Genomic DNA, 12,681 nt, shown 5'->3' with positions numbered 1-12,681 from the left:
CGCTTTGTTCAGATGAGATGAGAGGCGACGCTCCACATGGGGCGTCGTTTCTTTTTGAAAGGGTGTGGGCAGGGAAATTTGCTGAGAAGCGGTTCAGGGGCAGGTGTGCCCTGAACGCACCGTATCCAGGTTGAGTTTTGAGCGGCCCGCGTCAAGGCCAGGCCGCTGCGCGGGCGCTGGCGCGCGCCTTGACCCGGCCCTCTCAAACGTTAGGCGCGTAAAGCGATGTAGCCGCAGCTGGTGCGGCTGGGGGGACCTTTGGAAAAGGGCACGGATTGGATGTTGGTGAAGCCTGTGGCGGTCAGCATGCTGTGCACGTCTGAGGGCGTGAAGGCTTTGTGGCCCCAGCGCCAGCGCACCAGAGCGGTGCACCAATGCGGTTTGCTTACTGACAAGGCGATGTGGCCGCCTTTGCGAAGGCGGCTGGCAAACCAACTTAGGCCGGCTTGCGGTGTGTCGAGGTGCTCGATCACATGGGCGGAGAGCAAGAGATCGCAGCTGCTTTGGGGGATAGCGGTGCTGCCAAGGATGTCTTGGTGAAATACCGTTTTTGGGGTGGCCGAAAAGTTGACACGGGCCTGAGAGAGCATCTCCTCAGAGCTGTCCAACATGTGGAGCGTCTTGTGGGGCTGGTTGGTTTTGAGCCAAGCCTGCGCCAGTGCGCCGGTGCCGCAGCCTGCATCCATCACGGTTGGCGCGGGCGTGGTGGAAGGCAGGGCCGCCATGAGTTCGTCATAGGCGGCAGGGTAGCCAAGGCGCGTGATGTCGCTGTGCCAGCGGTGTGAAAACTGGGCATAGAGGGACGAGAGCGGCGCCTTGGCCATGCGGTTAGCTTGCGTCGAGTGCGGTGATGATGGCGCCGAAGTCGCTGGCCTTCAGGCTGGCGCCGCCCACTAGTGCGCCATCCACGTTGGACACCGCAAAGATGTCTTCGGCGTTGCTGGGTTTCACCGACCCGCCGTAGAGCAGGGGCACGGTGCGGCCGACGCCTTCGCCAAAGCGGCGCTCCAAGCGCATGCGCATGAAGTCATGTACTTCGCCAATCTGGCTCATTGTGGGGACTTTGCCGGTGCCAATCGCCCAGATCGGCTCATAAGCCACCACGAGATTTTCGCCTGTCGCGCCGTCTGGGATGGAGCCGGCCAATTGGCCGCCAATGATGTCGAGCGTGTTGTCAGCCTCGCGCTCTGACAGGCTTTCGCCCACGCAGATCACGGTCACAAGGCCTGCGTCCCAGGCGGCCTTGGCTTTGCTGCGCACGTCTTCGTCGCGTTCGCCATGGTCTTCGCGGCGCTCAGAATGACCGAGGATGACGTGAGAGGCGCCGGCGTCTTTCAGCATGTCCGCGGCCACATCCCCTGTGTGCGCACCGCTGGTGTTGGCATGGCAGTCCTGTCCGCCAATGGCTACCGGACCTGCCACGTCTTTGGCGCGTGAAATCAATGTTGCCGGGGGGCAGATCAGGATGTCGGTGCCATCAGAGGTCGCCAGCGAGGCCAAGGCCTCAAGCTCCGCCAGTGCGGCGGCGGTGCCGTTCATTTTCCAATTGCCTGCTGCCAGCTTGCGTCGCATGACGTGCCCCTTTTCTGAAATGACCTGTTGCGCAAGTCATGCGGGGCAGGGCGGCCTAGGTCAAGGCCGTCAGGTCAGTTTTGGCGCACCGTTTGCCGCAACTTGCTCGGAGAGTTCGTCCATGTCCTTGAATTTGATGGATTCGCCGCAGCCGCAGGCGTCAGAGACATTGGGGTTGTTGAACTTGAACCCGCTTTCGAGAAGCGAGACCTCATAGTCGATTTCGGTGCCAAACAGGAACATCTGTGCCATGGGGGCGATCATCACCACGGCGCCGTCAGTTTCGACCACTTCGTCATGCGGATCGCGGTCGGTTACGTAGTCCATGGTGTATTCCATGCCCGCGCAGCCGCCTTTTTTCACGCCAATCCGCAGACCGGCGTGGCCTTCTTTGTCCATGAGCTTGGCGATCTGTTTGATCGCAGCTGGCGTCATGGTCACAGCTTGTTTTCCGGGAATGCCAAACATCGACTTTCCTTTCTAACCGTTTGAGAAGTTACATAAAGCCCAGTTCAAGGCGGGCTTCGTCGCTCATCATTTCCATGCCCCACGGGGGCTCCCAGACCAAGGCGACTTCAACGGTACGAATACCGCCAACACCGGCCACGGCTTCTTGCACCCAGCCTGGCATTTCACCGGCGACAGGGCAACCCGGCGCAGTAAGGGTCATAATCACGTTTACGTCGTTCTCTTCGCTGATCTCGATGGTGTAGATCAGGCCAAGGTCGTAAATGTTCACCGGAATTTCCGGGTCATAGACGGAGCGGCAGGCTTCGACGATTTGCTCATGCAACGGGTGATCGACGCTGGAGGGCGCAATCAGCGGGGTGCCTTCTACGGGATCGGAACTTGGATCGGGAGCCTGAGTCATACTGTGTCCTGCCATAACCTGAGAGTTTCATATAGGAAAACTGGCACGTCTCGTCCAGTGGGCGGAATGGGTGAATTTGGCGCATCGGTATTGCGTCGGTATCGTGGCTGTTTCACGGAGGTGTGAAATTGTGCGGGTGACTGGCCTAACTTTCGCCGCCAAAAAGCAAAAGGGGGCCCGTGGGCCCCGCTTTTATCAATCAGTCGTTGATGTCGTGGTTGAAGGTTTTGACTTGCCCCTTTGGGAGGGCAAAGAGCTTGCGCAGGACCAGCCAGGCCACAAGGCTGAGAGCGGCAAAGGCCAGCAGGATCATCGGGACCGACAGGAGTTGGGTCGGGCCCAGGAGGGCCAGGCCCACCACAGCGGCGCCGATGGCAAAGCCGAGGAAGATGAAACCGGGGGCCAGAACTTCTAGGATTGCCAGCACCAGAGCGGCGGCGAGCCAGACCCACCAAGCTGTGAGAAGGTCTGTCATGGGTTATCCTTTCAGCAGTTTGAAGGCGTCGCCGAAGGCTTCCAGAGCAGCGGCGGGCAGGACAATGGTTTGCTTGCCATCGCCATTGCCAAGGGCGTTCAGCGACTCGACTTGTTTCAGCGCGACTTGATATTGCGCGGCTTCGATGCCGTTATTTTTGATGGCTTCGGCCACAACGCCAGTGGCGTAGGCTTCGGCTTCGGCCTCGATGCGGCGGGCTTTGGCGGTTTGCTCTGCGGCATAAAGCTCGGCGTCGGCTTGCAGTTCTACCGCGCGCTTTTGGCCTTCGGCTTCGGTCACCTGAGCGCGGCGGGCGCGTTCGGCGTTCAACTGTTGCAGCATGGCGTCGCGGGTGGCCTGATCGAGGTTCACGTCGAGGATTTCGGCGCGGGTAACTTCGATGCCCCAGTCATCCACGGCGGTTTCCACCATGGCCTGAATGGAAGAGATCAAGCTGGCGCGGTTGGATTGCACCTCATCAAGGTCCATTTTACCAATCTCGGCCCGTACGATACCAGCCACGGTGGTGGCGATGGCGCCGTCCACGTCACGGATGCGATACACGGTCTTCTCCGGCTCCAGAATGCGGTAGAAGACGGATGTGTCGATTTGCACCAGCACGTTGTCTTTGGTGATCGCGTCTTGGGTGGCGTTGGGCAGTTGACGCTCCAGAATGGAGATCTGGTGGCGCACCACGTCCAGAAACGGCACAACAAAGTTGATGCCAGGCCCAAGCACCGAGTGCAGGCGGCCAAAGCGTTCCACCACGTGTTTTTCCGATTGCGGCACGATGCGCACACCTTTCAGAACCACAACAATCAGGAACACTGCGGCCAGCAGGATCACGATGTTTTCAGATAGTAACGAGAAGATCAGGTCTTCGCTCATTATGCTCTCTCCCCAGAAAGTGTTTGTTATCTATGGGTTGGAATATGGTCACATTGGCGTGTTTTACAAGTTACTAGGTTCGGCGTAAGGAGGGGGAAATTTTGCGCAAACTCCCCGATGAAGGTCTCAGATGTCTGAAAAGTTTTCGTTTTCGCTGCATGCCACGGATGGCAAAGCCCGCACCGGGGTGATCAACACGCCACGGGGAGATATTCGCACGCCCGCGTTTATGCCGGTGGGCACGGCGGCGACCGTGAAAGCAATGATGCCAGAGAGCGTGCGCGCGACCGGCGCTGATATTTTGTTGGGCAATACGTATCACTTGATGTTGCGTCCAACTGCGGAGCGGATTGACCGGCTTGGCGGTTTGCATAAATTCATGAACTGGGAGCGGCCCATTCTTACAGACAGCGGCGGGTTTCAGGTGATGAGCCTCGCGGATCTGCGCAAGCTCACCGAGAAAGGCGTGACGTTTAAGAGCCACATTGACGGGTCCAAACACTCGCTGACGCCGGAACGGTCTATGGAGATCCAGAAGCTTTTGGGCAGTGACATTGTCATGTGTTTTGACGAATGTCCGGCGCTGCCGGCGGATCGGGACCGGATTGCGGAAAGCATGCGACTATCGATGCGCTGGGCGCAGCGGTCCCGCGATGCCTTTGGCGATCGGCCGGGACATGCGCTGTTTGGTATTCAGCAGGGCGGGTTGGAGCAGGACTTCCGAGAGGAAAGTGCCGAGGCGCTGAAAGAAATTGGCTTTGATGGCTATGCCGTGGGCGGCTTGGCCGTTGGGGAAGGCCAAGAGAAGATGTTTGACTGTCTGGACTATGCGCCGGACATGCTGCCGGTGGACAAGCCACGCTATCTGATGGGCGTGGGTAAGCCGGACGACATTGTGGGCGCCGTGAAACGCGGCATCGACATGATGGACTGCGTGCTGCCAAGCCGGTCTGGGCGGACGGGGCAGGTGTTCACACGGCGCGGTGTGGTGAACATCAAAAACGCGCGCCATGCGGATGATCCGCGACCCTTGGATGAGAGCTGCACCTGCCCGGCGTGTTCCAACTATTCGCGGGCGTATTTGCACCACGTGTTCCGCAGCAATGAGATGATTTCCGGCATGCTGCTGACCTGGCACAACCTGCATTACTTCCAGCAGATCATGCAGGAGATGCGCGACGCCATTGCGGCCTGCACGTTTGAGGCTTGGGAAACGGAATTCCATGCGATGCGGGCGCAGGGTGACATCGAACCGCTGTAAGGAGACAGGCGATGAAACGGTTTTTGATGGCAGCGGCCTTGGTCGCTTGTGCGCCTGTTGCGGCGATGGCGGATGGGTTTTGTGGGGTCAGTGATCCGGCGGCGGTCTATGAGCGCCTGGCGGGCAGTTGGGTGCGCGAGGGCAGCACGTCGGTGGAAGGCAGCACCACGTCCTTTGTGCGGCCCGCGCGGATGTTTGCCACGGAGATCGATGCTGAGGGGCAATTCTACTCCGGCTTTGTGGACAGCATCATGGGCGAAGAAGTGGCGCTGCGCTGGGCAGCGCCAAAGCCCTATGACGTGGACCGTGTGGATGATGTTCTGGACACCACAGAGCGCGCGGACTTGGCCGATGTGGTGAGCGACACGCAGTGCGGGCCGGAAGAGTTGCCTCAGTTGCAGATCACGCTGCCGGAGTTTGAGGGCGGTGTGACCGTGTTTGGCACCATCACCCTGGTGCCGTATTTTGACGATCGGGTGCTGGAGATTTCAGAGCTGACCCTCAAGAGCGACGAAACGGTGCTTTTCATGACGGAAACGGTTTTGTTGCGTCCTGCGGAGTGATCCGTAAGGTGGCACGAGAGTCGGCGCGTGTATTTTCGCGTGTTGGTCGTGTCTACCATTTGAAGGACGAGATTGATGATGTGTATTAGAAACGGCCTGTGGGCCGGAGTTTTGGCTGGGCTTTTGGCAGCGCCGGCATGGGCAACCGAGTTTTGTGACCTGTCAGAGGGCGACACAGAGGCCTTGCTGGAAGATGCGATTGTGGGCACCTGGAAGGTGGAGAGCACCGCTGGCAAGGCCGTGATCAATGGCAAACCGATGTTTATCCCGCCGCGCGGTTTGTCGGATGCCAAGATCGATGCAAAGGGCATTGGCTGGCGCATCACGTCGACCGACATTGGCGGGGAGTATCCGGTGACGCGCTATGTGGGTGAGAACTGGCGTTATGAGATCGCCAAGGACAGCCCGCTTGAGGATGGTGACATTCTCACCATCGAGGAGATTTCAGTACTGATCGGCTGTGACGTGCAAACGGTGCCGCGATTGCACGCCAGTGGCAGTTATCCGGAGAATGGCGGCACGGTGGATTTTGATCTGTTCCTGTTTGTGATCAGTGACGAGCTGATGCAGGGGGTGACCGTTGGACGGCTGAGCGGTCCGGCCACGGGGGCGGCGATCCGGCAGTTGGTGTTTTCCAAGTAAAACAACGGGTTTTGGTTAGAGGAGGCCAGATCGGCATGTCGATCTGGTCCCTTTTCATGTGTCGTGGCGCAAAACGGGATCTTTTTTGCAACAGCGACCAGTGAGATTTTTTTGGCCGCAATCACCGTTTCCCGCCTTGTTCCTCACGTTCTGTAAAGGCATTGTGTGGTCCAACCAACAAAACGCCGTTGAAAGCGGGGATGAGGCTCCCCAAATCAATAAGCCGAGGAAACGGAAAGGGACCAGACGGTTGCCACATGTGGGACCAGTGTCGCTTTGCTAGAACAAGGAATACTCATGACTGAGCCCCTCAATACATCTTATCCTGTGCTGCCGCTGCGCGATATTGTGGTCTTCCCACATATGATCGTGCCGCTGTTTGTCGGCCGGGAAAAATCGGTCCGCGCGCTTGAAGAGGTGATGGCCGATGACAAGCAAATTCTGCTGTCGAGCCAGGTGGACCCCGCAGAGGACGATCCGGATATCGATGGCATCTACCGTACTGGCGTGCTGGCCAATGTGCTGCAGCTGCTGAAGCTGCCCGATGGCACCGTGAAGGTGCTGGTCGAAGGTCAGAGCCGTGTGACCATCACCGACTTCCTGGAAAACGATGACTTCTTTGAAGCACGTGCCGAGCATCTGGACGAGATGCCGGGTGACGCCGCCACCATCGAAGCGCTGCTGCGCTCTGTTGGCGACGAGTTTGAGCGCTATGCCAAGGTCAAAAAGAACATCCCCGAAGAGGCGCTGAGCGCGGTTGAGGAAGCCAGCGAGCCTGCGCGCCTGGCCGATCTTGTGGCTGGCCATCTGGGCATTGAAGTGAACGAGAAGCAGGAGCTTCTGGAAACCCTGTCTGTGAGCGAGCGTCTGGAGAAGGTCTATGGCCTGATGCAGGGCGAGATGAGCGTGCTCAAGGTCGAGAAGAAGATCAAGACGCGCGTGAAATCGCAGATGGAGAAAACCCAGCGCGAATACTATCTGAACGAGCAGATGAAGGCCATTCAGAAGGAGCTTGGTGACGGGGAAGAGGGCGAAGGCGAAATTGCCGAGCTCGAAGAGAAGATCTCCAAAACCAAGCTGTCCAAAGAAGCCAAAGAGAAGGCTGAGGGCGAGCTGAAGAAGCTCAAAAACATGAGCCCGATGTCTGCGGAAGCGACGGTTGTGCGCAACTATCTGGATTGGATGCTGTCCATTCCATGGGGCAAGCGTGGCCGCGTGAAGAAAGATCTGGGCCGGGCGCAAGAGGTCTTGGATACAGATCACTACGGTCTGGAGAAGGTCAAAGAGCGCATTGTCGAGTACCTTGCGGTGCAGCAGCGCTCGTCCAAGCTGAAAGGCCCGATCCTGTGTCTTGTGGGCCCTCCAGGTGTGGGTAAAACCTCGCTGGGTAAGTCCGTGGCCAAAGCGACCGGTCGTGAGTTCATCCGCATCAGCCTTGGTGGCGTGCGTGATGAGAGCGAAATCCGTGGCCACCGTCGGACCTATATTGGCTCCATGCCGGGTAAGATCATTCAGGCGCTGAAAAAGGCGAAAACCACCAACCCGCTGATCTTGCTCGATGAAATCGACAAGATGGGGCAGGACTTCCGTGGTGATCCCGCGTCCGCAATGCTTGAGGTGCTTGATCCGGAGCAGAACGGCACGTTTGTGGATCACTACCTTGAAGTGGAATACGATCTCAGCAACGTGATGTTCCTGACCACGGCGAACTCCTACAACATGCCGGGACCATTGCTGGACCGGATGGAGATCATCTCGCTGGCCGGATACACCGAAGACGAAAAGCGTGAGATTGCGCGTCAGCACCTGATCGACAAGCAGGTCAAGAACCACGGTCTGAAGAAAGGCGAGTTCGAAGTGTCGGACGAGGCCATTCAGGAGATTGTGCGGACCTATACCCGTGAGGCGGGCGTGCGGAACCTTGAGCGTGAGCTTGCGAAGCTGACCCGGAAGGCGGTCACTAAGATTGTCAAAGGCGATGCGGATACGGTTTCTGTGACCCCGGACAATCTGGATGATTTCCTGGGCGTGAAGAAGTTCCGTTTTGGCCTGGCCGAGGAAGAGAACCAGGTGGGTGTTGTCACCGGTCTGGCCTGGACCTCGGTGGGTGGTGATCTGTTGCACATCGAAGGTCTGAAGCTGCCTGGCAAGGGCCGCATGAAGACCACCGGTAAGCTGGGCGACGTGATGAAGGAGTCGATTGATGCGGCGTCTTCCTATGTGCGCTCGATCTCGCCTCAGATTGGCGTGAAGCCAACGGTCTTTGACAAGATCGACATTCACGTGCACGTGCCAGATGGGGCAACCCCGAAGGATGGCCCGTCTGCGGGTCTGGCGATGGTGACGTCGATTGTGTCCGTGCTGACCGGCATTCCGGTGCGCAAGGACATTGCGATGACAGGCGAGGTGAGCTTGCGTGGTAACGCGATGCCAATCGGCGGTCTGAAAGAGAAGCTGCTTGCGGCGCTGCGTGGCGGCATCAAGACGGTGCTGATCCCGCAGGAGAACGAGAAGGATCTGGCGGATATTCCGGACAACGTGAAAGACGGTCTGGAAATCATCGCGGTGAAGCACGTTTCTGAGGTGCTGAAGCTGGCGCTGACAGAAGAGCCGGAGGCGATTGAGTGGGACGAGGCGGCAGAAGAAGCGGCTGCGGCGAAGCTCAAGAAAGAGGAAGCTGCCGGCGCGACTGCGCACTAAGGTCCTCAAAGCTTTGAAATGTAAGGCGCGTCGAGAGATCGGCGCGCCTTTTTTTTGCGGGTCAGACCGGGGGGAGGTTGAGAGCCGCGCGGCCTTCTTTGGTTTTCAGAGAGAAATCCTGGCCTGCGTAGGTTCTGCCATCGGGGCCGCAGAGGTAGGCGATGGCCTGTGCAACCCATTCGGTTGGGATGTGCGCGTCTGGGGACAGCTGGCTGACGGGGTTGATGCCGGAGGCGCGGATGGTGGCCATCATGTCGGTGGCGACTGTGCCGGGGCTGAGGCCAACGACGGTTACGCCTGCGTCGGCGTTTTCTTTGTGGGCGATGCCGGTGAGGCGCACGACGGCGGCTTTGGAAGCGCAGTAGTGGGACCAGCCTTCGAGGAAGGAATTGGCCGCACCAGACGAGATGTTGATGATGGTGCCCGCACCTTGCGCGCGCATGACGGGCAGGGCGTAGCGCAGGCCGTGGTAGACGCCTTTGACGTTCACATCGAGGACCTTGGCCCATGCGGCGGGGTTGCTGTCGGCCAAGGTCGTGATCGGGTCGATGAGGCCTGCGTTGTTCACAAGGATGTCGAGGCTGCCGAAGGTGTCGGTGGCCATTTTGATCAAGGCGTCTACCGAGGTCGGATCGACAACGTCGCAGACTTGTAGACGGGCCGCGCCGCCGTCGTCGAGGATGCTTTGTGTCAGTTCTGACAGCGCGCTTTGGGAGCGGGCGGCGAGCACGACGTTGGCGCCGAGAGCAGCGAGGTGACGGGCTGTGGCGGCGCCGATGCCGCGGCTGGCGCCGGTGATGATGGCGGTTTTTCCAGTCAGGTTTGTCATTGAGGTCTCCTTTTGTAGCCTCTGAGGTAAGCCGTGAGGGAGGTGTCAGAAAGCACTGGATCGACATTAGTTTCATGTGTAATTTGCACGAATGGATGTTCGAGATTTGGAAATGGCGCTGTTGGTGCAGGCACAGGGCAGCATTGCCGGCGCGGCGCGGGTGTTGGATGTGGATCCCTCGTCGGTGTCTCGCAGCCTCTCGGCTTTGGAGGCAGAGTTGGGCGTGCGGTTGTTTCACCGTACAACGCGTAAGCTGTCCACAACCGAAGAGGGTGCGGCCTATTTGCAGCGCGTGGCGCCGCTGGTGGAGGAAATGCGGGCGGCAGCGCAAGCGGCTTCTGGTGCGCGTCAAGCGCCATCAGGTACGTTGCGCATGACGATGTCAGTAGCCTTTGCCTGTCAGAAGATTGTGCCGGTTCTGCCTGCGTTTTCAGAGCGATATCCGGAGGTGTCCGTTGAAGTTATCAGCAGCGATGCCAATTTGGATTTGGTGGAGCAGGGGATTGATTTGGCGGTGCGCTTGGCCCCGGCACCGAAAGGGGATTTGGTGTCCAGTAAGCTGATGGACACGCGGTATCATCTCGTGGCGAGCCCGGCGTATCTGGACCGTGCGGGTGGGTTGGCGACGCCTGAGGGCCTGCGGGACCATGATTGTTTGCGATATGCTCTGCCGGGGATCGGGGATATCTGGCGGTTTCGTGCGGGTTCGGAGGCGTTTGAGATAAACGCGGCAGGGCGGTACAAGTTTTCCAATGCACTGGCGCTTTTGGAGGCTGCGCGGGAAGGGCTCGGCGTGGCGCTATTGGCGGATTGGCTGGTCGCGAAAGACTTGGCCGAAGGGCGGTTGCTGGAGCTGTGCCCAAAGTTTCAGGCCACAGTGAGTGATTTTGAAACGGCGGCCTGGGTGCTTTACCCAAACCGCCGGTATCTGTCGCGCAAGACGCGGGTGATGATTGATTTTCTGCGTGAGAGCCTAGTGGGTTAGCCGGGCCAGAGGGCGGTGTCTGGGTGAAACTGGGACCAAGCGAACCAGAAGGCTTGGTGGCTGCCGAGGTCGGCGCCGTTTATGTCGACCGCGCGAATGCCACCTGCGTCGAGTTTGAGACGGATGTTTTCATAGGCGATGTTTTCGCCTTTGCGCAGGGCCACAAGGGTTTTGCTGCGTTGGAAAGCGACGGGTTGGCCGGAAGCGGTGACGATACCGATGATGTCTTCGTGTACGGGCAGGCGGGGGTCGACGTCACCCACCGGGAAAATCGGCCCGTTGGCGTCGCGGCCATTGCGGAAATCAGGGTTGCGGCCAAGGGCAAGGTATTCAGCGAGAACTGTGGTTTCTGGGTGGGCGGTTTTCCAAGTGCCCCAGTCGGTTGTGACCACGGCGGCTTGTTCAAGCTTGATGCCCTTGTCGGCCAAGGGGCCGGTGACGGCGTGGCCTAAGAAGGTGTCGAACACAGAGTAGGTGGTCAGGTCGTACATGACTTTGTTCGAGCGACTAAGCAGGCCGGAAGTGCGCAGGATAGGGCGGTCTACGCCAGCGGGCATTTGGTCGGTGAAATAGGCTTGCGCGGCGCCGCAGAGGGTGCAGTAGGGGATGCCGAGGTCGCGCCCGCCAAGGGTGTCGTTGACCATCTCGCGGACTTCCATGATCTGGCGCGGGTAGGCGCGGTATTCGCCATTGACCTCAACGCCAAAGACAATGTCGTCATCCTTGAGCCAAGTGGCGCTTGCGGCGTCGGTGACCTCGGGGGTGTCGGCGGCGGGGATGCAGTTGCAGGGATCATCCGTGGTGTCAAACGCGCGGTCGTCGATCAGCACGCCGCCCCAGGAGACCAATCGCCAATCGATGTCGCCAGGCACAAACAGAGGGTCCCATTCAGGCACGATGGCGGTGAAGATCGCGCGTTTGAAGCGCAGGTAGTCGGGTGGTTCGGGGATGTCCCAGGCGATCAGGTGGTCGGTGACGATGCCCCAGGTATTTTCGGTTGGTGTGTCGATTTCCAGCAAAGTGGCGGCGGCCTCGGAGAGGACGAAGTTTAATTGGGGTGAGGTCACAAATCGCATCAGATCGCTGATGATCCAGGCAAGGCGTGGGTCGCCTGACGCAGCGATCTCGTCGAGCGCAAGCGATTGATCACGTCCCCAGGTGCCTTGCTGCATGCTTTCGACAAAGGCCATGTCGGCGGCGGTCTCGAGGGTATCGGACAAGGGGCCGGAGGGCACAGCGGGCGGTGTGCCAAATTGCGCGATCACGTAGTCGGGCAGGGGCGGCGTTTCCTCTGCTTGAGCGGGCAGGGCTGTGGACAGCGCAAAGGCGCAGAGCAGGGCAGAGAGGCGGAGGGGCATGATCGGTCCTTGGCTCAAAGGGCTGGTGCTTCTTTGTGGCCGAGGACGGAAGGCGCGCGCCAATCAACTTGGTTCAGGAGAAAGTGAGTTGATTGAAAGATTTGTGCCCGGTTGGACGCCAGCGCAAAAAAAATGGGGGGCCGTCGGGGCCCCCCAGTTTCGCCATTCAGGCTCACTCTATGTTACCGCTCGATGTTTTTTGCCTGCGGCCTGAATGTCGTCGGAGCGAGCGCACCCGCTCCGTGGAACGCCGCTGCCAGTGAGTAGGGACGGCAGCGGGTTATGTCGTCGGGGGCCGAGGCCCCCTACCCAGGTCCCCCCGGGATCTTGAGGCGCCGATCAGGAGCTTTTGCGCGCGGCAAAGAGCTGATGTTCGGCGTAGTCGTCGTTGGCCGCCTGCGGGGCAGGGGCATCGGTTTCACCACGGACTTTGCGGGCCCAGTCGCCGCTGATGCGGATGGTGCCCACCAATGTGTCGGTGGTTGCGTGGCTTTGGTCTTCTTCAGACAGAAGGCTTCTGCGCTTCGTCACGGTTTT

Annotated in this window: 14 protein-coding genes; 5 read left to right on the top strand and 9 right to left on the bottom strand. The window is 59.4% G+C overall.

Annotation, left to right across the window (positions count from 1 at the left end; translation table 11 throughout):
• Positions 1-209 precede the first annotated feature (209 nt).
• The 6 genes from MK208_RS02985 to MK208_RS02960 form a co-directional block, all read right to left on the bottom strand.
• Positions 210-824: a class I SAM-dependent methyltransferase gene (locus MK208_RS02985; protein ID WP_294113730.1), complete on the bottom strand. Its 615-nt coding sequence runs from the start codon at positions 822-824 to the stop codon at positions 210-212.
• Positions 825-828: 4 nt separating this feature from the next.
• Positions 829-1,572, bottom strand: a complete 744-nt coding sequence (tpiA, locus tag MK208_RS02980; protein WP_294113729.1) for a triose-phosphate isomerase — start codon at positions 1,570-1,572, stop codon at positions 829-831.
• Between the two features lie 69 nt (positions 1,573-1,641).
• On the bottom strand, positions 1,642-2,040 hold the full coding sequence (locus MK208_RS02975; protein ID WP_294113728.1) for an iron-sulfur cluster assembly accessory protein: 399 nt from the start codon (positions 2,038-2,040) through the stop codon (positions 1,642-1,644).
• 28 nt (positions 2,041-2,068) lie between these two features.
• On the bottom strand, positions 2,069-2,443 hold the full coding sequence (locus MK208_RS02970) for an SUF system Fe-S cluster assembly protein (protein WP_294113727.1): 375 nt from the start codon (positions 2,441-2,443) through the stop codon (positions 2,069-2,071).
• Positions 2,444-2,642: 199 nt separating this feature from the next.
• On the bottom strand, positions 2,643-2,918 hold the full coding sequence (locus tag MK208_RS02965) for a hypothetical protein (RefSeq protein ID WP_294113726.1): 276 nt from the start codon (positions 2,916-2,918) through the stop codon (positions 2,643-2,645).
• A 3-nt stretch (positions 2,919-2,921) separates the two neighbouring features.
• The gene (locus MK208_RS02960) at positions 2,922-3,806 is read right to left on the bottom strand and encodes an SPFH domain-containing protein (protein ID WP_294113725.1); all 885 of its coding nucleotides are present in this window, start codon (positions 3,804-3,806) and stop codon (positions 2,922-2,924) included.
• Positions 3,807-3,936: 130 nt separating this feature from the next.
• Here MK208_RS02960 and tgt point away from each other — a divergent pair, with 130 nt between their 5' ends.
• The 4 genes from tgt (at position 3,937) to lon (ending at position 8,972) form a co-directional block, all read left to right on the top strand.
• On the top strand, positions 3,937-5,067 hold the full coding sequence (tgt, locus tag MK208_RS02955) for a tRNA guanosine(34) transglycosylase Tgt (RefSeq protein ID WP_294113724.1): 1,131 nt from the start codon (positions 3,937-3,939) through the stop codon (positions 5,065-5,067).
• An 11-nt stretch (positions 5,068-5,078) separates the two neighbouring features.
• Positions 5,079-5,630 (top strand): hypothetical protein, encoded by a 552-nt coding sequence (locus tag MK208_RS02950; protein ID WP_294113723.1) that lies wholly within the window; start codon positions 5,079-5,081, stop codon positions 5,628-5,630.
• A 75-nt stretch (positions 5,631-5,705) separates the two neighbouring features.
• A complete protein-coding gene (locus MK208_RS02945; protein ID WP_294113722.1) occupies positions 5,706-6,272 on the top strand; it encodes a hypothetical protein in 567 nt (188 codons plus the stop codon).
• A gap of 297 nt (positions 6,273-6,569) precedes the next feature.
• The gene (gene lon / locus MK208_RS02940; RefSeq protein WP_294113721.1) at positions 6,570-8,972 is read left to right on the top strand and encodes an endopeptidase La; all 2,403 of its coding nucleotides are present in this window, start codon (positions 6,570-6,572) and stop codon (positions 8,970-8,972) included.
• A gap of 61 nt (positions 8,973-9,033) precedes the next feature.
• On the opposite strand, the gene MK208_RS02935 is transcribed toward lon, so the two are convergent.
• A complete protein-coding gene (locus MK208_RS02935) occupies positions 9,034-9,801 on the bottom strand; it encodes an SDR family oxidoreductase (protein WP_294113719.1) in 768 nt (255 codons plus the stop codon).
• 91 nt (positions 9,802-9,892) lie between these two features.
• Between MK208_RS02935 and MK208_RS02930 the strand changes: the two genes are divergently transcribed.
• Positions 9,893-10,786 carry a LysR family transcriptional regulator gene (locus tag MK208_RS02930; RefSeq protein ID WP_294113717.1) on the top strand — a complete coding sequence of 298 codons (894 nt, stop codon included), beginning with the start codon at positions 9,893-9,895 and terminating at the stop codon, positions 10,784-10,786.
• Here the strand turns inward: MK208_RS02930 and MK208_RS02925 are convergent.
• The gene (locus tag MK208_RS02925; protein ID WP_294113715.1) at positions 10,783-12,144 is read right to left on the bottom strand and encodes a DUF3179 domain-containing (seleno)protein; all 1,362 of its coding nucleotides are present in this window, start codon (positions 12,142-12,144) and stop codon (positions 10,783-10,785) included. The two genes, MK208_RS02930 and MK208_RS02925, sit on opposite strands and share 4 nt — an antisense overlap.
• A 339-nt stretch (positions 12,145-12,483) precedes the next feature.
• Entirely contained in the window at positions 12,484-12,675 is a 192-nt protein-coding gene (locus MK208_RS02920; RefSeq protein WP_294113713.1) for a hypothetical protein, read from the bottom strand.
• Positions 12,676-12,681 lie beyond the last annotated feature (6 nt).

The organism is Shimia sp. (assembly GCF_022448905.1).
GTDB lineage: Bacteria > Pseudomonadota > Alphaproteobacteria > Rhodobacterales > Rhodobacteraceae > Shimia.
The sequence above is the reverse complement of the archived record's forward strand: the minus strand, read 5'-3'. Positions and strand labels throughout refer to the sequence as shown.

What these genes read in the sequence shown, in the direction of transcription:
- MK208_RS02985 (WP_294113730.1), bottom strand. Translation starts at nt 824, where the DNA reads ATGGCCAAGGCGCCGCTCTCGTCCCTCTATGCCCAGTTTTCACACCGC.
- tpiA (WP_294113729.1), bottom strand. Translation starts at nt 1,572, where the DNA reads ATGCGACGCAAGCTGGCAGCAGGCAATTGGAAAATGAACGGCACCGCC.
- MK208_RS02975 (WP_294113728.1), bottom strand. Translation starts at nt 2,040, where the DNA reads ATGTTTGGCATTCCCGGAAAACAAGCTGTGACCATGACGCCAGCTGCG.
- MK208_RS02970 (WP_294113727.1), bottom strand. Translation starts at nt 2,443, where the DNA reads ATGACTCAGGCTCCCGATCCAAGTTCCGATCCCGTAGAAGGCACCCCG.
- MK208_RS02965 (WP_294113726.1), bottom strand. Translation starts at nt 2,918, where the DNA reads ATGACAGACCTTCTCACAGCTTGGTGGGTCTGGCTCGCCGCCGCTCTG.
- MK208_RS02960 (WP_294113725.1), bottom strand. Translation starts at nt 3,806, where the DNA reads ATGAGCGAAGACCTGATCTTCTCGTTACTATCTGAAAACATCGTGATC.
- tgt (WP_294113724.1), top strand. Translation starts at nt 3,937, where the DNA reads ATGTCTGAAAAGTTTTCGTTTTCGCTGCATGCCACGGATGGCAAAGCC.
- MK208_RS02950 (WP_294113723.1), top strand. Translation starts at nt 5,079, where the DNA reads ATGAAACGGTTTTTGATGGCAGCGGCCTTGGTCGCTTGTGCGCCTGTT.
- MK208_RS02945 (WP_294113722.1), top strand. Translation starts at nt 5,706, where the DNA reads ATGATGTGTATTAGAAACGGCCTGTGGGCCGGAGTTTTGGCTGGGCTT.
- lon (WP_294113721.1), top strand. Translation starts at nt 6,570, where the DNA reads ATGACTGAGCCCCTCAATACATCTTATCCTGTGCTGCCGCTGCGCGAT.
- MK208_RS02935 (WP_294113719.1), bottom strand. Translation starts at nt 9,801, where the DNA reads ATGACAAACCTGACTGGAAAAACCGCCATCATCACCGGCGCCAGCCGC.
- MK208_RS02930 (WP_294113717.1), top strand. Translation starts at nt 9,893, where the DNA reads ATGGATGTTCGAGATTTGGAAATGGCGCTGTTGGTGCAGGCACAGGGC.
- MK208_RS02925 (WP_294113715.1), bottom strand. Translation starts at nt 12,144, where the DNA reads ATGCCCCTCCGCCTCTCTGCCCTGCTCTGCGCCTTTGCGCTGTCCACA.